Origin of the sequence: Pseudobutyrivibrio sp. LB2011 (assembly GCF_000701765.1) — a bacterium.
Classification (GTDB): domain Bacteria; phylum Bacillota; class Clostridia; order Lachnospirales; family Lachnospiraceae; genus Pseudobutyrivibrio; species Pseudobutyrivibrio ruminis.
In genome coordinates this window covers 93261-113440 of the sequence record NZ_JNJS01000003.1, presented here as the reverse complement: position 1 = coordinate 113440, position 20180 = coordinate 93261, and the positions used below count along the sequence as shown (strand labels likewise).

Sequence of the window (20180 nt, the reverse complement as noted above, 5' to 3'; positions counted from 1 at the left end):
GAGGCATCGCATATGGCAGAGGCAAAGTGGTATGTAGTTCATACTTACTCAGGCTATGAGAACAAAGTCAAGACAAACATTGAAAAGGCTATCGAGACACAACATCTCGAGGAGCAGATTCTTGATGTTAGAGTACCAATGGTTGAGGTTACCGAAACTAGGGACGGCGTCAAGAAGCAAGTTTCAAAGAAGATGTACCCTGGTTACGTTCTTATTGAGATGATTATGAATGATGAGACCTGGTACGTTGTCAGAAATACTAGAGGTGTTACAGGCTTCGTTGGACCAGGAAGTAAACCAGTGCCATTGTCAGAGGCTGAAGTTAAAGCATACTTACTAGGCGAAAGCACTGAAAGAGTCAACGTTGAGGTTGACTTCGAAGTCGGAGATACTCTTAGTGTCGTAGACGGTACCTGGAAAGATACTGTGGGCGTTGTTAAGTCTATCAATGCTAAGAAGCAGACAGTAACCATCAGCGTTGAAATGTTCGGACGTGAAACACCAGTAGAAATTGATTTCACAGACGTACGCAAGATGGATTAGGAGGAATATCATGGCAAAGAAAATTGAAGGCTATATCAAGTTGCAGATTCCAGCAGGCAAGGCTACACCAGCCCCACCAGTTGGTCCAGCACTTGGTCAGCATGGTGTAAACATCGTGGAGTTTACAAAGCAGTTTAACGCAAAGACAGCAGATATGGGAGATACAATTGTTCCTACAATTATCACTGTTTATGCAGATAGAAGCTTCAGCTTCATCACAAAGACTCCACCAGCAGCAGTTCTTATTAAGAAGGCTTGCAAGCTTCAGAAGGCTTCAGGCACACCTAACAAGACAAAGGTTGCAAAGATTACAAAGGCTCAGGTTCAGGAAATCGCAGAGACAAAGATGCCTGACCTTAACGCAGCATCACTTGAGGCTGCTATGAGCATGATCGAAGGAACATGTAGATCAATGGGCGTTGAGGTTGTTGAATAATTCACAGCTTAGCGAAAACAACGTTCTTACTATTAAAGATTTGAGTGGGAGAGCATTAGCTCGATAAACCACAGGAGGTAAACATGAAAAGAGGAAAGAAATACGTTGCAGCTGTTAGCTCATACGATAAGTCAGCTGCATTCGATCCAGCAGAAGCAATCGCACAGGTAAAGAAGAATGCTACTGCAAAATTTGATGAGACAATTGAAGCTCATATCAGAACTGGTTGTGACGGACGTCACGCTGAGCAGCAGATTCGTGGTGCTGTAGTACTTCCACACGGTACAGGTAAGACTGTTCGAGTTTTAGTATTCGCTAAGGGTGCTAAGCTTGATGAGGCACAGGCTGCAGGCGCTGATTTCGTAGGCGGCGAGGAACTCATCCCTAAGATCCAGAACGAAGGTTGGGCAGAGTTCGATTCAGTAGTTGCTACTCCAGACATGATGGGTGTTGTTGGTCGTCTTGGTCGTGTACTTGGACCTAGAGGACTTATGCCAAACCCTAAGGCTGGTACAGTAACAATGGATGTTGCTAAGGCTGTTGAAGAAATCAAAGCTGGTAAGATTGAGTATAGACTTGATAAGACAAACATTATCCATGTACCTATCGGAAAGGCTTCTTTCACAGAGGAGCAGTTAGCGGACAACTTCCAGACTCTTATGGACGCTATCAACAAGGCTAAGCCAGCAAGCTTAAAGGGTCAGTACATTAAGAGCATTTCACTTGCTCCTACAATGGGACCTGGCGTTAAGCTTAATGTTGCAAAGGTTTCTAACTAATTGTTGACAGCCCAATATACATGATGATATAATGCATAAAGTTGTTGCCGAAGACAGCAGGTGGCGTTAGCCGTAAAGATTTTATCTACCAGCCGAGGACGATTAAGTATTTATCGATTAATCACCCTCTATGTCTTTGACATAGAGGGTTTTACTTTATCCTCATATAAGCAACAAACAAATATTATAAGGAGGAAAAATTCGTGGCAAAAGTTGAATTAAAGCAGCCAATAGTTGACGAGATCTCAGAGCAGATTAAGGATGCAGCTTCAGTAGTAGTTGTTGACGCTCGTGGACTTACAGTTGCAGAAGACACACAGTTACGTAAGCAGCTTCGCGAGGCTGGTGTTACTTACAAGGTATACAAGAACACACTTATGAAGCGCGCTTTCGAGGGAACAGATTTTGCATCACTTGATGATGTTCTTGAAGGACCAAGTGCAATCGCTGTTTCAAAGGATGATGCTACAGCTCCAGCAAGAATTCTTGCTAAATTTGCTAAGACAGCTACAAACCTTGAGATCAAGGCTGGTGTCGTAGAAGGTACATTCTATGATGCTAATGGTATGTCAGCAGTTGCAGCTGTACCAAGCAGAGAGGAACTTCTTTCAAAGTTACTTGGAAGCTTACAGTCACCAATCACAAACTTCGCTCGCGTTCTCAACCAGATCGCAGAGCAGGGTGGTGCATCTACAGAGGCACCAGCTGCAGAGGCAGAGGCTCCAGCAGAGGAAGCACCTGCAACAGAAGCAGAGTAATTTAATTGATTTTTATTATTATTTAATGGAGGAAAATAATCATGGCAAAGATGACAACAGAAGAGTTTATCGCAGCTATCAAAGAGCTTAGCGTATTAGAGTTAAATGACCTTGTAAAGGCATGTGAGGAAGAGTTCGGCGTTTCTGCAGCAGCAGGCGTTGTAGTTGCAGCAGCAGCTGGCGATGCAGCAGCAGCTGAGGAGAAGGACGAGTTCGACGTAGAGCTTACAGAAGTAGGTTCTGAGAAGGTTAAGGTTATCAAGGTTGTTCGTGAGGCTACTGGTCTTGGACTTAAGGAAGCTAAGGAACTCGTTGATGGCGCACCAAAGGTTATCAAGGAAGCAGCTGACAAGGCTACAGCAGAGTCAATCAAGGCTCAGCTTGAGGAGATCGGTGCAAAGGTTACTCTTAAGTAAGTTAAACTCGATTGTTTTATATTTAGCAGGTTCAAATGAACCTGCTAAATTTTTTTGAAAATATCTAATTTAATACTTGACTTTGTTATTGACTTTGGCATAGAATGTAGTTTGCACTATTGTGGTGCAGTGTGTATTTCTATGCTTATTTTTATGCACGGATTTTCACACATTTTATTTGATAAGATTTATCCAAATTTAAATATTATGAGAGGTGGAACGTCAATGGAGAAAAACAGAATACGTCCAGTGAAAGCTGGAAAGAACTTGCGTATGAGTTACTCGAGACAAAAAGAGGTACTTGAAATGCCTAATTTAATCGAGGTCCAGAAGAACAGTTATGACTGGTTCGTTAAGGACGGATTAAAAGAAGCATTTGCTGATATCTCTCCTATTCAGGATAGGGGTAATCAGCTTGAGTTGCACTTTGTTGACTTTACATTGTGCAAGGATGAAGTTAAGTACACCATCCCACAGTGCAAGGAAAGAGATGCAACATACGCAGCACCTTTGAAAGTAAAGGTACGCCTTGTAAACAAGGAGTCCGGAGACATGCAGGAGCATGAAATTTTCATGGGTGATTTACCACTTATGACAGAGACTGGCACATTCGTTATTAATGGAGCAGAGCGTGTTATCGTCAGTCAGCTTGTTCGTTCACCAGGTATCTACTATGCTATCGGTCACGACAAGATTGGTAAGGAGCTCTATTCATGTACAGTAATACCTAACCGAGGTGCATGGTTAGAGTATGAGACAGATTCCAATGACGTTTTCTATGTTCGTGTAGACCGTAACAGAAAAGTACCTGTTACAGTACTTATTCGTGCTCTTGGTTTAGGTACAAACCAGGAAATTATTGATGTATTTGGCGAAGAGCCAAAGATTCTTGCTACATTCGCAAAGGATCCTTCTATTACTGAGAAGAATCCTCAGGGTAGCTACGAAGGAGGCTTACTTGAGTTATATCGTAAGCTTCGTCCAGGCGAGCCACTTGCAAAGGATAGCGCCGAGTCATTAATTCACGGTATGTTCTTTGATCCAAGACGTTACGATCTTGCAAAGGTAGGACGTTATAAATTCAATAAGAAGCTTATGCTTCGCAACCGTATTGCAGGTCATATTCTTGCAGAGGATGTAGTTGACACTACAACTGGCGAGATTATTGCAAAGGCTGGAGATAAGATTACACTTGAGAAGGCTGATGAAATCCAGAACGCAGCTGTTACTCATGTATTCATCCAGACTGAGACACGCAATGTAAAGGTTCTTTCAAACATGATGGTTGATATCACAAAGTTTGTTGATATCGATGCAGAAGCTCTTGGTATTACTGAGCTTGTATACTATCCAGTATTAGAGAGAATTCTTTCAGAAAACACAACAAAAGAAGATATTGAGGATGCTATTGAGCGTTCAGTAGCTGATTTGATTCCAAAGCACATTACAGTTGAGGATGTATTTGCATCAATCAACTACAATATGCATCTTGAGTACGGCATTGGTAAGGATGACGATATCGATCACCTTGGTAACCGTCGTATTCGTGCTGTTGGTGAGCTTTTACAGAACCAGTACAGAATCGGTTTATCACGTCTCGAGAAGGTTGTACGTGAGCGTATGACAACTCGTGACCTTGAGGATATTTCTCCACAGAACCTCATCAACATCAAGCCTGTTACAGCTGCAATCAAAGAGTTCTTTGGTTCATCACAGTTGTCACAGTTCATGGATCAGAACAACCCACTTGGTGAGTTGACACATAAGAGACGTCTTTCTGCCCTTGGTCCTGGTGGTCTTTCAAGAGATCGTGCCGGATTCGAGGTTCGAGACGTACACTACTCTCACTATGGACGTATGTGCCCTATCGAGACACCTGAAGGACCTAACATCGGTCTTATCAACTCTCTCGCAAGCTATGCTCGTATCAATGAGTATGGTTTTATTGAGGCGCCATACAGACGTATTGATAAAACAGACCCAGAGAATCCTCGCGTAACAGACGAGGTTATCTATATGACAGCAGACGAAGAGGATAACTATCATGTAGCACAGGCTAACGTCAAGCTTGACGAAGAAGGCCACTTCATGAGAAAGAACGTATCTGGTCGTTTCCGTGAGGAGACACAGGAGTACGATAAGACTATGTTTGATTACATGGACGTATCTCCTAAGATGGTATTCTCAGTTGCTACAGCCCTTATTCCATTCCTTCAGAACGATGACCCTACACGTGCCCTCATGGGATCAAACATGCAGCGTCAGGCAGTACCTCTTCTTACTACAGAGGCTCCAGTTGTTGGTACAGGTATGGAACCAAAGACAGCTGTCGATTCAGGTGTCTGCGTAGTTGCTAAGCGCGCTGGTATCGTAGAGATGTCAGAGACAAAGCGTATTATCATCAAGGCTGATGAAGACGGAACAAGAGATGAGTATGATCTTCTCAAGTTCACACGTTCAAACCAGTCTAACTGCTACAATCAGCGTCCAATCGTATTTAAGGGTGACCATGTAGAAGCAGGCGAGGTTATCGCTGATGGTCCTTCTACAAAGAATGGTGAGCTTGCCCTTGGTAAGAACCCTCTTATCGGTTTCATGACATGGGAAGGTTACAACTACGAGGATGCGGTTCTCCTTTCAGAGAGACTTGTACAGGATGATGTTTATACATCTATTCATATTGAAGAGTACGAAATCGATGCTCGTGATACAAAGCTTGGACCAGAGGAAATCACACGTGATGTTGCTGGTGTAGGTGATGACGCACTTAAGGATCTTGACGAGAGCGGTATTATCCGTATCGGTGCTGAGGTTCGTGCAGGTGATATCCTTGTTGGTAAGGTTACACCTAAGGGAGAGACAGAGCGTACTCCAGAAGAAAGACTTCTTCTTGCAATCTTCGGTGAGAAGGCAAGAGAGGTTCGTGATACATCACTTCGTGTTCCACACGGTGCTTATGGTATCGTTGTTGACGCAAAGGTATTTACTCGTGAGAACGGTGATGAACTTTCTCCAGGTGTTAATAAATCAGTACGTATCTACATCGCTCAGAAGAGAAAAATCGGTGTAGGTGATAAGATGGCTGGTCGTCATGGTAACAAGGGTGTAGTTTCCCGCGTACTTCCAGTAGAAGATATGCCATATCTTCCAAACGGTCGTCCACTTGATATCGTACTTAACCCATTGGGCGTTCCTTCACGTATGAATATCGGTCAGGTCCTTGAGATTCACCTTTCACTTGCTGCAAAGGCACTTGGATTTGACATTGAGACACCAGTATTTGATGGTGCAAATGAAATTGATATCCAGGATACACTTGAGCTTGCAAATGACTATGTAAATATGCCATTTGACAAGGAAGAAGCTACAAACGGCGAGGAGACATTCTACGACAAGTACGTTGATATTCTTCGTGACGATGTTATGGAGTATCTTTCTACAAACCGTGCACACCGTGCACTTTGGAAGGGTGTTCCAATCTCTCGTGATGGTAAGGTACAGCTTCGCGACGGTCGTACAGGTGAGCCATTTGATGGTCCTGTAACAATCGGACACATGCATTACCTTAAGCTTCACCACCTTGTTGATGATAAGATCCATGCTCGTTCAACTGGTCCTTACTCACTTGTTACACAGCAGCCACTTGGTGGTAAAGCACAGTTCGGTGGACAGCGTTTCGGTGAGATGGAAGTTTGGGCTCTTGAGGCTTATGGTGCATCATACACACTTCAGGAAATCCTTACAATGAAGTCTGATGATGTTATCGGTCGTGTTAAGACATACGAAGCTATCATCAAGGGTGAAAACATCCCTGAGCCAGGTATCCCTGAGTCATTCAAGGTATTACTTAAGGAATTACAGTCACTTGGTCTTGATGTTCGTGTTCTCGATGAAAATCGTGAAGAAGTTGAACTTATGGAAACAAGTGAATATGGAAATACAGACCTCAATGCAATCATCGCTGGAAGCGATAGAAACTTTGCCTTCGAGGATGACAATTCATTCGCACAGGCAGGATTCTCTACAAAGAAGTTTGATTCTGATGGAGATCTTGTTGATGATGAAGATGATGCAGCATTTGAAGAAGATGATGATTTTACAGATGTAGCAGATGATTTTGATGAGGAATAAATAGGAAGGGAGCTAGAAAATGCCAGAGAATAAAGAAGCGACATATCAACCAATAGCATTTGACGCAATACAGATTGGATTGGCTTCACCTGAAAAGATCAGACAGTGGTCTCGTGGCGAAGTTAAAAAGCCAGAGACAATCAACTATCGTACACTGAAGCCTGAGAAGGATGGTCTTTTCTGCGAAAAGATTTTTGGACCTAGCAAGGACTGGGAATGTCACTGCGGAAAGTACAAGAAGATTCGTTATAAGGGTGTGGTTTGTGATCGTTGTGGTGTTGAAATCACAAAGGCAAGCGTTCGTCGTGAGCGTATGGGTCACATTGAACTTGCTGCACCAGTTTCACATATTTGGTATTTCAAGGGTATTCCTTCACGTATGGGACTTATTCTTGATCTTTCACCAAAGACACTTGAGAAGGTTCTCTACTTTGCATCATACATCGTTCTTGATGCAGGAGAGACAGCTCTCATGTATAAGCAGGTTCTTACAGAAGCTGAGTACCAGGAAGCTAGAGAGCAGTATGGTAACGGCTTCAGAGTAGGAATGGGTGCTGAGGCTATTCAGGAGCTTCTCAAGGACATTGACCTTGATGAAGAGGCTACAAAGCTTCAGATTGAATTAGATAACGCTACAGGCCAGAAGCGTTCACGTATCATCAAGAGACTCGAGGTTGTTGAGGCATTCCGCGAGTCAGGAAACAGACCTGAATGGATGATTATGACAGTTATCCCTGTTATTCCACCAGATCTTCGTCCTATGGTACAGCTTGATGGTGGCCGTTTTGCTACATCTGATCTTAACGACTTATATCGTCGTATTATCAATAGAAATAACCGACTTCGTCGACTCTTAGAGCTTGGTGCTCCTGATATCATCGTACGTAACGAAAAGCGTATGCTTCAGGAAGCTGTTGATGCTCTTATCGATAACGGTCGTCGTGGTCGTCCTGTTACAGGTCCTGGTAACAGACCTCTTAAGTCTCTTTCAGACATGCTTAAGGGTAAGTCTGGTCGATTCAGACAGAACCTTCTTGGTAAGCGTGTTGACTACTCAGGTCGTTCAGTTATCGTCGTAGGACCAGAGCTTAAGATTTACCAGTGTGGTCTTCCAAAGGAGATGGCACTTGAGCTCTTCAAGCCTTTCGTTATGAAGGAGCTCGTTGGTAATGGAATGGCTCACAACATTAAATATGCTAAGAAGATGGTAGAGAAGTTTGAGCCAGAGGTTTGGGACATCCTTGAAGATGTCATTAAAGAGCATCCAGTTATGCTTAACCGTGCTCCTACACTTCATAGACTTGGTATTCAGGCTTTCGAGCCAATCCTTGTAGAAGGTAGAGCTATCAAGCTTCATCCACTTGTATGTACAGCTTTCAACGCCGATTTCGATGGTGACCAGATGGCTGTTCACCTTCCACTTACTCAGGAGGCACAGGCTGAATGTAGATTCATGCTTCTTTCACCTAACAACCTCTTGAAGCCTTCAGATGGTGGTCCTGTTGCCGTTCCTTCACAGGATATGGTACTTGGTATTTACTACCTCACACAGGAGCGTGGTAAGTCTGTAGGTGATACTAGAGAAGAGCTTGGCGAAGGCAAAATCTTCAAGAGCCTTAGCGAGGCAATTCTTGCATACGAGAACGATGCATTAACAATGCATGCACGTATCACAGTTCGAGTTTCAAAGCAGCATGCTGACGGAACTGTTGTTACAGGTAATGTTTCATCAACACTTGGTAGACTTCTCTTCAACGAGATTATCCCACAGGATCTTGGCTATGTAGATAGAACAAATCCTGAGAACGAGCTTTTGCCAGAGGTAGACTTCCACGTTGGTAAGAAGCAGTTAAAGCAGATTCTTGAAAAAGTTATTAATACACACGGAGCTACAAAGACAGCAGAAGTTCTTGATGATATCAAGGCAATGGGTTACCACTACTCAACAATTGCTGCCATGACAGTTTCAATTTCAGATATGACAGTACCTGCTCAGAAGCCAGAGCTTATTGCTAAGGCTGAGGAGACAGTTGATAAGATTACACGTCAGTATAAGCGTGGTCTTATCACAGAAGAAGAGCGTTATCGTGAAGTAGTAGATACTTGGAAAGAGACTGATGATGAGCTTACTAAGGACCTTCTTGATGGTCTTGATAAGTACAACAACATCTTCATGATGGCTGATTCAGGTGCCCGTGGTTCTGAAAAGCAGATCAAGCAGCTTGCTGGTATGCGTGGTTTGATGGCTGATACAACAGGTAAGACTATCGAGCTTCCTATTAAGTCAAACTTCCGTGAAGGTCTTGATGTACTTGAGTACTTCATGTCAGCTCATGGTGCTCGTAAGGGTCTTTCTGATACAGCTCTTCGTACAGCCGATTCAGGATACTTGACACGTCGAATGGTTGACGTTGCTCAGGAACTTATCGTTCGTGAATCTGACTGTGTTGCTGGTACAAATCGCGAGATTCCAGGTATGTGGGTATACGCATTCATGGATGGTCGTGAAGAAATCGAGTCACTTAAGGATCGTATTACTGGTAGATTCTCATGCTACACAATCTGCGATGCTAAGGGCGAGGTTATCGTTAAGGCTAACCACATGATCACACCTAAGCGTGCAGCTGCAATCATCGAAAAGGGTGTTGATGATAAGGGCAACCCAATCAAGAAAGTTAAGATCAGAAACGTACTTAACTGTCGTTCACACGTTGGTGTTTGTGCTAAGTGCTACGGCGCTAACATGGCATCTGGTCGTGCTGTACAGGTTGGTGAAGCAATCGGTATCATTGCCGCTCAGTCAATCGGTGAGCCAGGTACACAGCTTACTATGAGAACATTCCATACTGGTGGTGTTGCTGGTAACGATATTACTCAGGGTCTTCCTCGTGTCGAGGAGCTTTTCGAGGCTAGAAAGCCTAAGGGACTTGCAATCATCACAGAGATTGCTGGTACAGTTTCTATCGAAGAAGATTCTAAGACAAAGAAGAGAGAAGTTGTTGTTACAAACTCTGAAACAGGTGATGTAGAGAAGTACTTAATTCCTTACGGATCACGTATCAAGGTTATTTCAGGTCAGGAACTTGAAGCTGGTGATGAGCTTACAGAAGGTTCTGTAAACCCACACGATATCCTTGCAATCAAGGGTAAGTCAGCTGTTCAGGATTACCTCATCCGTGAAGTACAGCGTGTTTACCGTTTACAGGGTGTTGATATCAACGATAAGCATATCGAAGTTCTTTGCCGTCAGATGTTAAAGCGTATCAGAGTTGACGAGGCTGGTGATACAGGATTTATGCCTGGTTCACTTGTAGACTGGCTTGACTTTGAAGAAGCTAACGAGCAGATGGAGGCAGAAGGTAAGGAAGTTGCTACTGGTACACAGGAACTCCTCGGTATCACAAAGGCAGCCCTTGCTACTAACTCATTCCTTTCAGCAGCTTCATTCCAGGAGACAACAAAGGTTCTTACTGATGCAGCTATTAAGGGTAAGGTTGATCCACTTAACGGACTTAAAGAGAACGTTATCATCGGTCGCTTAATCCCTGCTGGTACAGGTATGAAGAGATATTCAAACATTCCTCTTTCAACAGACAATCAGCTTGCAGATGCAGCAATGTCTACAGAAGAGTTCGAAGGCGAAGCTAATGGTGCAGAAGCACTTTCAGATGAGCTTGTAGATGTAGAATAATCAAAATATATAAAAGACCTTGGCATTGCCAGGGTCTTTTTTTCACATTTTTAACCTTGACATAATGAAATTAAGGAAATATAATGTTCTAGCATGCGCTAATAGGATATTTATGCCTATTTTTGCGTAAAGAAATAAATTAGGAGGTAAAAAAGAATGCCAACATTCAACCAGCTAGTTAGAAAAGGTCGTCAGACATCTGTAAAGAAGTCTACAGCACCAGCACTTCAGAGAGGTTATAACTCTCTTAAGAAGAAGCCTACTAACACTTCTTCTCCACAGAAGCGTGGTGTATGTACAGCTGTTAAGACAGCTACACCTAAGAAGCCTAACTCAGCTCTTCGTAAGATTGCCAGAGTTCGTCTTTCAAACGGAATCGAAGTAACATCATACATTCCAGGCGAAGGTCACAATCTTCAGGAGCATAGCGTTGTTTTGATTCGTGGTGGTCGTGTTAAGGATTTACCTGGTACACGTTATCACGTAATCAGAGGTACTCTTGATACAGCCGGCGTTGCAAACCGCAAGCAGGGACGTTCAAAGTACGGCGCTAAGAGACCTAAGGATGCTAAGTAAAATAGCGTAAAGGCTTAGGAAATTTATTGTATATCACAAAAATTTGGTTAATGTTGTTATTTTTTCTCTATAGAATAAATAATGCATGAACACAAGTAAATTTGTGAGTACCGTTGATCTAACAAATTTTAGTTAAGGAGGGAAGTATCGTGCCAAGAAAAGGACATACTCAAAAAAGAGACGTTTTGGCAGATCCTATATACAATAGCAAAGTAGTTACAAAGCTTATCAACAACATCATGCTTGATGGTAAGAAGGGTGTAGCTCAGAAGATTGTATATGGTGCATTTGGCAAAGTCGAGGAAAAGACTGGAAGACCTGCACTTGAGGTTTTCGAGGAAGCTATGAACAACGTTATGCCTGTACTTGAGGTAAAGGCTAGACGTATCGGTGGTGCTACATATCAGGTACCTATCGAAGTAAGACCAGATCGTCGTCAGGCCCTTGGCCTTAGATGGCTCACAATGTTCTCACGTACACGTACAGAGAAGACAATGGAAGAGCGTCTTGCAAACGAGATCATGGATGCAGCTGGAAACACAGGTTCAGCTGTTAAGAGAAAAGAAGAAATGCATAGAATGGCAGAAGCTAATAAGGCATTTGCTCATTACAGATTCTAATAGGAGGGACAAACAGTGGCAGGAAGAGAATATCCACTTGAGCGTACCAGAAATATTGGTATTATGGCTCATATCGATGCCGGAAAGACTACACTTACAGAGCGTATTCTTTACTATACTGGTGTTAACTACAAGATCGGTGATACTCACGAAGGTACTGCAACCATGGACTGGATGGAGCAGGAAGCTGAGAGAGGTATCACAATTACTTCAGCTGCTACAACATGTCACTGGACTGAGCAGGAAAACTGCAAGCCTAAGAAGGGTGCTCTTGAGCACCGTATCAACATCATTGATACACCAGGCCACGTAGACTTTACTGTTGAGGTTGAGCGTTCCCTTCGTGTACTTGATGGCGCCGTTGGTGTCTTCTGTGCAAAGGGTGGCGTTGAGCCACAGTCAGAGAATGTTTGGAGACAGGCTGACACATATAACGTACCAAGAATGGCTTTCATCAATAAGATGGATATCCTTGGTGCAAACTTCTACGGAGCTGTTGATCAGATCCGTGATAGACTTAAGAAGAACGCTATCGTTCTTCAGCTTCCAATCGGTAAGGAAGATGATTTCAAGGGAATTATCGATCTTTTCGAGATGAAAGCATACATCTATAACGATGATAAGGGTGATGATATTTCTATCACAGACATCCCAGCTGATATGGCTGATGATGCTGAGCTTTATCACACAGAACTCGTTGAGAAGATCTGTGAGTTAGATGATGATCTTATGATGGCTTATCTTGAGGGTGAGGAGCCTTCTATCGATGAGCTTAAGGCTGTACTTCGTAAGGCAACTTGCGAATGTAAGGCTATCCCAGTATGCTGTGGATCTGCATATAGAAACAAGGGTGTTCAGAAGCTTCTTGATGCTATCCTTGAGTTCATGCCAGCTCCTACAGACGTACCAGCTATTCAGGGTACAGACTTAGATGGTAACCCAGTTGAGAAGCACTCATCAGATGATGAGCCATTCGCAGCTTTAGCTTTCAAGATTATGGCTGATCCATTCGTTGGAAAGCTCGCATTTATCCGTGTATACTCAGGTACATTGAACTCAGGTTCATACTGCCTTAACGCTACAAAGGATAAGAAGGAGCGTGTTGGTCGTATTCTTCAGATGCACGCTAACAAGCGTACAGAGTTAGACAAGGTTTACTCTGGTGATATCGCAGCTGTTGTAGGTCTTAAGTTTACAACAACTGGTGATACAATCTGCGATGAGCAGCATCCAGTAATCCTTGAGTCTATGGAATTCCCAGAGCCAGTTATCGAGCTTGCTATCGAGCCTAAGACTAAGGCTGGACAGCAGAAGATGGGCGAAGCTCTTGCAAAGCTTGCTGAAGAGGATCCTACATTCCGTCAGCATACTGATCAGGAGACAGGCCAGACAATCATCGCTGGTATGGGTGAGCTTCACCTTGAGATCATTGTTGATCGTCTTCTTAGAGAGTTCAAGGTTGAGGCTAACGTTGGTGCACCTCAGGTTGCATACAAGGAAACATTTACAAAGGCAGTTGATCAGGAATACAAGTATGCTAAGCAGTCTGGTGGACGTGGTCAGTACGGTCATTGTAAGGTTAGATTTACTCCAATGGATGCTAACGCTGAAGAGACATTCAGATTTAAGTCTTCAGTAGTTGGTGGTGCTATTCCTAAGGAATACATCCCATCTGTTGGTGAGGGTATCGAGGAAGCAGCTAAGGCTGGTATCCTTTGCGGATTCCCTGTTCTTGGTGTAGAAGCAGACGTTTACGATGGTTCTTACCATGAAGTCGATTCATCAGAAATGGCATTCCACATTGCAGGTTCAATGTGCTTCAAGGAAGCTATGGCTAAGGCAGCTCCAGTTCTTCTTGAGCCAATCATGAAGGTTGAAGTAACAATGCCTGAGGAATACATGGGTGATGTAATCGGATCACTTAACGCAAAGCGTGGTCAGATCCAGTCAATGGATGACCTTGGCGGCGGCAAGATTGTTAGAGCACTTGTTCCACTTGCAGAGATGTTCGGATACTCAACAGAGCTTCGTTCATCTACACAGGGACGTGGTAACTACTCAATGTTCTTCGAGAAGTATGAGCCAGTACCAAAGAACGTTCAGGAGCAGATCATCTCTAACCACGCAAAATAAAACATAAATAGTTGAAAACTCTCAGTATTTTCGATATAATCGAGATACTGAGAGTATAGAACTAACTTTGCCCAAATAGGGGCAGTATATTAAGGAGGATTTTTAAAAATGGCAAAAGAGCATTTTGACAGAACCAAACCACATTGTAACATCGGTACTATCGGACACGTAGATCACGGTAAAACAACTCTTACAGCAGCTATCACAAAGGTACTTGCTGAGCGTGTTGCTGGTAACGCTAAGGTAGATTTCGAGAACATCGATAAGGCTCCAGAAGAGCGTGAAAGAGGTATCACAATTTCTACAGCTCACGTTGAGTATCAGACAGAGAAGAGACATTACGCACACGTTGACTGCCCAGGCCATGCTGATTATGTAAAGAACATGATTACAGGTGCTGCTCAGATGGATGGCGCTATCCTTGTAGTTGCTGCAACTGACGGTGTTATGGCTCAGACAAAGGAGCACATCCTTCTTTCTCGTCAGGTAGGTGTACCTTACATCGTTGTATTCCTTAACAAGTGTGATATGGTTGATGATGAGGAGCTTATCGAGCTCGTAGAGATGGAAGTTACAGAGCAGCTTGAGGAGTATGACTTCAATGATTGCCCAATCATTAAGGGTTCAGCTCTTAAGGCTCTTGAGGATCCAAACGGCGAGTGGGGCGACAAGATCATGGAACTTATGGATACTGTTGATTCTTACATCCCAGATCCACAGCGTGAGACAGATAAGCCATTCCTTATGCCAGTAGAGGACGTATTCACAATCACAGGTCGTGGTACTGTTGCTACAGGTAGAGTAGAGCGTGGTGTTCTTCACCTTAACGACGAACTTGAAATCATCGGTATCAAGGAAGATACACAGAAGACTGTTGTAACTGGTATCGAGATGTTCCGTAAGCTTCTTGATGAGGCTCAGGCTGGTGATAACATCGGTGCACTTCTTCGTGGTGTTAACCGTGACCAGATCCAGCGTGGACAGGTACTTGCTAAGCCAGGTACTGTAACATGCCACACAAAGTTTACAGCTCAGGTTTACGTTCTTACAAAGGATGAAGGTGGTCGTCATACTCCATTCTTCAACAACTATCGTCCACAGTTCTACTTCAGAACAACAGACGTTACAGGTGTTTGCGAGCTTCCAGCAGGTACAGAGATGTGCATGCCTGGCGATAACGTAGAGATGACAATCGAGCTCATCCACCCAATCGCTATGGAGCAGGGTCTTACATTCGCTATCCGTGAGGGTGGTAGAACAGTAGGTTCTGGTCGTGTTGCTACAATCATCGAATAATTTTGAGCGAACAGCCCAACCCAAATTATAAAATTATGCCCTTCGAGGATTTTTCCTCGGAGGGCTTTTTTTTATTGATAAATATACATATTTACACCAAAGAGACACAGAAAATTAATAATATTTGTGTATCATAAGAACTAGTATCAAGGAATATGCAATGACATTAGTAAATATAGTGTGATATAAGAATAATTTTGAAGGAGGGTGCAATGGAAGGGCTTAAAAAAACAAAACGAAGAGGTTCCATCAAGTTTAATCTTCTAGTTATTATTATTCCAATAGTAGCGGTTATGATGATTGGCTTAGTGTTAATCTCATATCAGATTTCTTCTAATAGTTTAAGGAAGGAAGCTGAGGAATTATTACAGACATCCATTAGAAGCCAGAAAAGCGATATTGAGGCATGGATGAATGATAATTTGGATTCTTTCAAAATCTTTAAAAACACAATAGAAAGTACTACTCCAGATGAGGAAAGATTAAAACTGATATTGGATGGTACAGTGGGCTATAACAGTACTTTTGCTGACGGATTCTATATTGGGACAAGCGATGGCCGTTTAATCACTGGTGCCGGCTCATCAAAGACAGAAAGTAACGTCAGAGAATCTAACTGGTACAAGGAAGGTTCTACGCGAATCAACATGGCATATGGCGAACCATATGTTAATAATGATGGCGTAAATGTAATAAGTGCTACAGGTATGCTTAATTTTGGAGAAGGAATTAGTGTACTTGGCGCTGATGTAACATTGGATAGAATAACTGTTATTGTAAATTCCAACGTTGAAATGGAAAATGCTGAAACGTTTCTCGTAGAAGCCACAACTGGAACAATTATCAGTAATAGAGATTCTGCAAAGGTAGGCGCAAATATCGCAGACTATAGCTCAGATAAGTTTTATAGTGGTGTAGCTGATTCGATTAATTCTGATGATTTATCTACAAAAGAAATCAATGGATATATGACAGCATTTTGTGAGGTAAGTGGTACAGATTGGATCCTTGTTTCCTTTGTTCCTTCAAATACTATTCTGAACGATGTTAGAACATTAGGAAAAATACTTGCAGTTCTGGCAGCTGTTGGAATAATTGTATTGATTGTATTAATCGAGAGAACAGTACATATCTTAATTAATCCTGTAAATAAGCTTTCAGGAGTTATCAATACAATGACAAATGGTGACTTCACAATGGAAGTAGAAGTCAAAGGAAATAATGAAATTACATCAATGTCTGAGGGAATCAGAGATTTCGCTGGCACTATGCAGGGTCTGATAAGCAAGATTGGAAATATTGCGGTGAACCTGAATAATCAGGCTGATGAAAGTAATTCAGTATCAAGAGAAATGTATGATGCTTCAAAAATGCAGGAAACATCAATGCAGGGCTTGAACGAAACAGTAGATGGATTAGCAAGCTCAATCAATGAAATCGCCAACAGTGCAACAACTCTTGCAATGGTTGTAACAGATACTAGAACAAATGGCGAAAGCGTAAGCGAGCAAATGACAGAAACTGTATCTGTAGCAAACAAGGGTCAGAAGGACATGGAAAAAGTCAGTGATGCAATGAGCAATATCATTTCATCAATTAATGACTTGCAGAATGCTATTAACGACGTAGGAACAGCATCTAATGAAATTACAGAAATTGTTAAGTTGATTGGTAGTATTGCGGAAGAGACAAATCTTCTTTCATTAAACGCATCTATTGAAGCAGCCAGAGCGGGTGAAACAGGAAAAGGATTTGCAGTTGTTGCAAACGAAATTGGTAAGCTAGCTCAGACAAGTACAAATTCAGTTCAGCAGATTACAGAACTTGTTTACGGAATTGACAATTTAGTAAAAGATGCAGAAAAGAAGGCAGAAGAAAGTGTTAAGAGTATTGATGAGAGTAGCGAATATATTAACAATGCCGTTGATACATTCTCATTAATTTACCAGAACATTCAGCAGACTAATGAAATGGTTGCTGACATGATTGAGAAAGTAGGTGAAGTAGATGCAGTAGCAACTGATGTAGCTGCAATTTCAGAGGAGCAGGCAGCAAGTGCCGATATTATCCTATCTACATCAGAAGAAATTGTTAAACAGTCATCTAAGCTGACAAGCAACAGTGAGAAGGTCGCTAAGGAATCTGAGATGTTAGCATCAACCTCAGTTGAATTAGACAAACAAGTACACCAGTTTAAGATTTAATGGAGGTAATCGAGATGAGAAAGAAAATATTATCACTAATTTTGTTAGTTACAGTATGCATCTCTGGTTGTGGATTATCTTCTTCAAAAGGCAGCTCATCTGGCGGTGGTGGTGTAAAAATACTGTTTACATATTCACAGGAAGAAGGAAATGCATTTAGAGATACATTAGCTGAAGGAGCCCAGGAATATGCATCGAGCGTTGGTGCTACAGTAGAGTGTGATTATGCAGAGAATTCTCTGGAGAAGCAGATAGAATCTATAAAGTCGGCCCAAAGCAATGGGTATGATGCAATAATGTGTATAGCGGAGGATGCAACTACTGCTAGACAATTAGAGGCAGCAGCTGGGGACTTACCTATCATCTTCTGTAATAATGCACCTGATGATGCCACTTTAAAAGAGGATAAATATATTTACTGTGCTTCAGATGAAGGTGTAGCCGGACAACTTCAAGCAGAGTATATCTTAAATATGTTTTCATCAAAGGATGAAATCAATGTATTATTATTGAAGGGCCTTGATGGACATTCTGCAACAGTAGGAAGAACTAAAACATTAAAGGAAGGCCTTAATGCCAGTGGTAAAAAGATAAACTATGTATTCGAAGACTTTGCTGATTTTGATACAGATACTGCAAGACAATATGTAAACTTTGCAGTAAGCAAAGGCATACAATTTGACATAATAGTTTGCAATAATGATGCCATGGCAAGAGGTGCAATCCAAGCGTGCCAGGATAATAATATTAATCTTAGTGATATGCCAATTTTAGGTGTCGATGCAACACAAGACGGTTGCCAGGCTATTATAGACGGAGAGATGGTATTCACAGTATATCAGCCAGCAGCACCACAGGGAGCTGAGGCAGCAAAGGCGGCAATAGAACTTGCAAATGGCGGATCCATAAGTGATTTTGATACAATTTCAAGCGATAAATTACATCTTTGGGTTCCATTTGAAAGTGTTGATGCATCGAATGCAAAAGACTATCTATAAATATTAAGAAAAAGCTTGACTGTTCAAGGATATAGATGTATACTTCCACAAAATAGTAAAGGTGTCTGCTAATAAGGCGGACACCTTTATTTCATATCATTTGATATGACAAAACAATATTTACAACAGGAGGATACACTTATGGAACTAATTAGAGTACAGGATTCAGACTACAAAAAGTCTTACGAGTTGTTTATGACATTTGAGGCAGATGAGAATGGCTTCTTGAATCCGGTATATGGCTACGATTATGACAAATTCCTTGAATGGATAGAGATAAAAAGAGACTGGTCCATGGGAAAGAATCTTCCTGAAGGATTTGTGCCAGATACTACATTTGTTTTAGAGGATGAGGATAAGTATGTGGCAATCTTTAACCTTAGACATTGTTTGAACGATGCTCTTAGGGAAGGCTCAGGCCACATTGGTTATGGCGTAGGAAGAGCTTATAGAGGCAAGGGATATGCTACAAAGGGATTAAAACTAGCCCTTGAGGAAGCTAGAAAAAAGGATATACAAGAGGTTTATTTATCAGTAAACAAAGACAACACACCAAGTCTTAAAGCACAGCTTGCAAACGGAGCGTATATTCATCATGAAGATGATACACAATACTTCACAAGAATAAGCTAAATAAATGCTATAATTGCCATAGAAAAAAATTGTTAGGAGCAAGAATGAAAGCATATTATCATTTACCAGGCTTGTTTGAGTTTTATGAATTCTACAAGGTTCTTTTACCACTCTTCAAAAATCATAGAGAGTATTTTTATGATTGGTGTGAAATAGGCTCAATCTACGGTGCTCCTGCAGATTGTCTGTGGGGCGGTGGCCGCGTTGGATTTGGAGACGAACAGGCCACTGATGTAATCAAGTTACTGAGAGAATACCACATATCCGCTAGACTTACATTTAGTAATTCACTAATCAGAGAAGAGCACCTAGATGACAAGCGATGCAACAGGCTGTGTGAGTTATTTGAAAAAACTGGTACCCAAAATGGTATTATCATATACTCAGACTTACTTATGGATTACATAAAGCAAAACTATCCAGAGTATTACTTTGTGTCATCAACCACAAAGGTCCTTACAGATTTTAAAGACTTAGAGGCAGAACTTGATAGAGAAGATTTCAAATATGTAGTTCCGGACTTTCGTTTGAACAAGTCCTTTGAAAAACTGGGGCTGTTATCCACAAATCAGAAAGATAAAGTGGAATTTCTGTGCAATGAATGCTGTTCATTTGGCTGCACAGATAGAAAAGAATGCTATGAAAATGTTAGCAGAAAAAGTCTTGGGGAGGATTGCGAGGATCACATATGCCAATCTCCTCAGGCAAAAAGAGGCTATCGATTCTCAGATGCCATGAAAAATCCAGGCTTTATTAGTATTGAGGATATCCAAAACACATATATGCCGATGGGATTTTCAAATTATAAAATAGAAGGCCGAAGCCTTGGAAGTGCAATAGTTTTGGAATTCATATTGTACTATATGGTTAAGCCAGAATATCAGCTTATAGTAAGAGAAGAAATCTATTTAGACAGTTCGTTAGATTTATTTTAAAAGCAAAAAGCTCACCTCATAAAGGGGTGAG

The 20180-nt window shown here is 41.9% G+C and carries 15 protein-coding genes and 1 other annotated feature; all 15 genes read left to right on the top strand.

Annotation, left to right across the window (positions count from 1 at the left end):
• Positions 1-12 precede the first annotated feature (12 nt).
• The 15 genes from nusG (at position 13) to T375_RS06275 (ending at position 20149) form a co-directional block, all read left to right on the top strand.
• Positions 13-543 carry a transcription termination/antitermination protein NusG gene (nusG, locus tag T375_RS06345; RefSeq protein ID WP_033152865.1) on the top strand — a complete coding sequence of 177 codons (531 nt, stop codon included), beginning with the start codon at positions 13-15 and terminating at the stop codon, positions 541-543.
• A gap of 10 nt (positions 544-553) precedes the next feature.
• A complete protein-coding gene (rplK, locus tag T375_RS06340) occupies positions 554-979 on the top strand; it encodes a 50S ribosomal protein L11 (RefSeq protein WP_028234589.1) in 426 nt (141 codons plus the stop codon).
• A gap of 83 nt (positions 980-1062) precedes the next feature.
• Positions 1063-1758, top strand: coding sequence for a 50S ribosomal protein L1 (rplA, locus tag T375_RS06335; protein WP_044936385.1), 696 nt, complete (start codon positions 1063-1065; stop codon positions 1756-1758).
• Between the two features lie 29 nt (positions 1759-1787).
• Positions 1788-1922, top strand: a sequence feature (ribosomal protein L10 leader region).
• A gap of 39 nt (positions 1923-1961) precedes the next feature.
• The gene (gene rplJ, locus T375_RS06330) at positions 1962-2516 is read left to right on the top strand and encodes a 50S ribosomal protein L10 (RefSeq protein WP_044936382.1); all 555 of its coding nucleotides are present in this window, start codon (positions 1962-1964) and stop codon (positions 2514-2516) included.
• Positions 2517-2557: 41 nt separating this feature from the next.
• Positions 2558-2932, top strand: coding sequence for a 50S ribosomal protein L7/L12 (gene rplL, locus T375_RS06325; protein WP_028234586.1), 375 nt, complete (start codon positions 2558-2560; stop codon positions 2930-2932).
• Between the two features lie 225 nt (positions 2933-3157).
• Entirely contained in the window at positions 3158-7063 is a 3906-nt protein-coding gene (gene rpoB / locus T375_RS06320; RefSeq protein ID WP_044936381.1) for a DNA-directed RNA polymerase subunit beta, read from the top strand.
• A 19-nt stretch (positions 7064-7082) separates the two neighbouring features.
• A complete protein-coding gene (rpoC, locus tag T375_RS06315) occupies positions 7083-10754 on the top strand; it encodes a DNA-directed RNA polymerase subunit beta' (protein WP_044936379.1) in 3672 nt (1223 codons plus the stop codon).
• A 156-nt stretch (positions 10755-10910) separates the two neighbouring features.
• A complete protein-coding gene (gene rpsL, locus T375_RS06310; RefSeq protein ID WP_028234583.1) occupies positions 10911-11330 on the top strand; it encodes a 30S ribosomal protein S12 in 420 nt (139 codons plus the stop codon).
• Between the two features lie 149 nt (positions 11331-11479).
• Positions 11480-11950, top strand: a complete 471-nt coding sequence (gene rpsG, locus T375_RS06305; protein ID WP_033152875.1) for a 30S ribosomal protein S7 — start codon at positions 11480-11482, stop codon at positions 11948-11950.
• Between the two features lie 15 nt (positions 11951-11965).
• Positions 11966-14083, top strand: coding sequence for an elongation factor G (gene fusA, locus T375_RS06300; protein ID WP_044936376.1), 2118 nt, complete (start codon positions 11966-11968; stop codon positions 14081-14083).
• A gap of 108 nt (positions 14084-14191) precedes the next feature.
• Positions 14192-15379: an elongation factor Tu gene (gene tuf, locus T375_RS06295; protein WP_015548549.1), complete on the top strand. Its 1188-nt coding sequence runs from the start codon at positions 14192-14194 to the stop codon at positions 15377-15379.
• A gap of 212 nt (positions 15380-15591) precedes the next feature.
• Positions 15592-17583: a methyl-accepting chemotaxis protein gene (locus tag T375_RS06290; protein ID WP_044936373.1), complete on the top strand. Its 1992-nt coding sequence runs from the start codon at positions 15592-15594 to the stop codon at positions 17581-17583.
• A 14-nt stretch (positions 17584-17597) separates the two neighbouring features.
• Positions 17598-18581, top strand: a complete 984-nt coding sequence (locus tag T375_RS06285; RefSeq protein ID WP_044936371.1) for a sugar ABC transporter substrate-binding protein — start codon at positions 17598-17600, stop codon at positions 18579-18581.
• Between the two features lie 141 nt (positions 18582-18722).
• On the top strand, positions 18723-19214 hold the full coding sequence (locus T375_RS06280) for a GNAT family N-acetyltransferase (protein WP_044936369.1): 492 nt from the start codon (positions 18723-18725) through the stop codon (positions 19212-19214).
• 44 nt (positions 19215-19258) lie between these two features.
• The gene (locus tag T375_RS06275) at positions 19259-20149 is read left to right on the top strand and encodes a hypothetical protein (protein WP_044936366.1); all 891 of its coding nucleotides are present in this window, start codon (positions 19259-19261) and stop codon (positions 20147-20149) included.
• Positions 20150-20180 lie beyond the last annotated feature (31 nt).

What these genes read in the sequence shown, in the direction of transcription:
- nusG (WP_033152865.1), top strand. Translation starts at nt 13, where the DNA reads ATGGCAGAGGCAAAGTGGTATGTAGTTCATACTTACTCAGGCTATGAG.
- rplK (WP_028234589.1), top strand. Translation starts at nt 554, where the DNA reads ATGGCAAAGAAAATTGAAGGCTATATCAAGTTGCAGATTCCAGCAGGC.
- rplA (WP_044936385.1), top strand. Translation starts at nt 1,063, where the DNA reads ATGAAAAGAGGAAAGAAATACGTTGCAGCTGTTAGCTCATACGATAAG.
- rplL (WP_028234586.1), top strand. Translation starts at nt 2,558, where the DNA reads ATGGCAAAGATGACAACAGAAGAGTTTATCGCAGCTATCAAAGAGCTT.
- rpoB (WP_044936381.1), top strand. Translation starts at nt 3,158, where the DNA reads ATGGAGAAAAACAGAATACGTCCAGTGAAAGCTGGAAAGAACTTGCGT.
- rpoC (WP_044936379.1), top strand. Translation starts at nt 7,083, where the DNA reads ATGCCAGAGAATAAAGAAGCGACATATCAACCAATAGCATTTGACGCA.
- rpsL (WP_028234583.1), top strand. Translation starts at nt 10,911, where the DNA reads ATGCCAACATTCAACCAGCTAGTTAGAAAAGGTCGTCAGACATCTGTA.
- tuf (WP_015548549.1), top strand. Translation starts at nt 14,192, where the DNA reads ATGGCAAAAGAGCATTTTGACAGAACCAAACCACATTGTAACATCGGT.
- T375_RS06290 (WP_044936373.1), top strand. Translation starts at nt 15,592, where the DNA reads ATGGAAGGGCTTAAAAAAACAAAACGAAGAGGTTCCATCAAGTTTAAT.
- T375_RS06285 (WP_044936371.1), top strand. Translation starts at nt 17,598, where the DNA reads ATGAGAAAGAAAATATTATCACTAATTTTGTTAGTTACAGTATGCATC.
- T375_RS06280 (WP_044936369.1), top strand. Translation starts at nt 18,723, where the DNA reads ATGGAACTAATTAGAGTACAGGATTCAGACTACAAAAAGTCTTACGAG.
- T375_RS06275 (WP_044936366.1), top strand. Translation starts at nt 19,259, where the DNA reads ATGAAAGCATATTATCATTTACCAGGCTTGTTTGAGTTTTATGAATTC.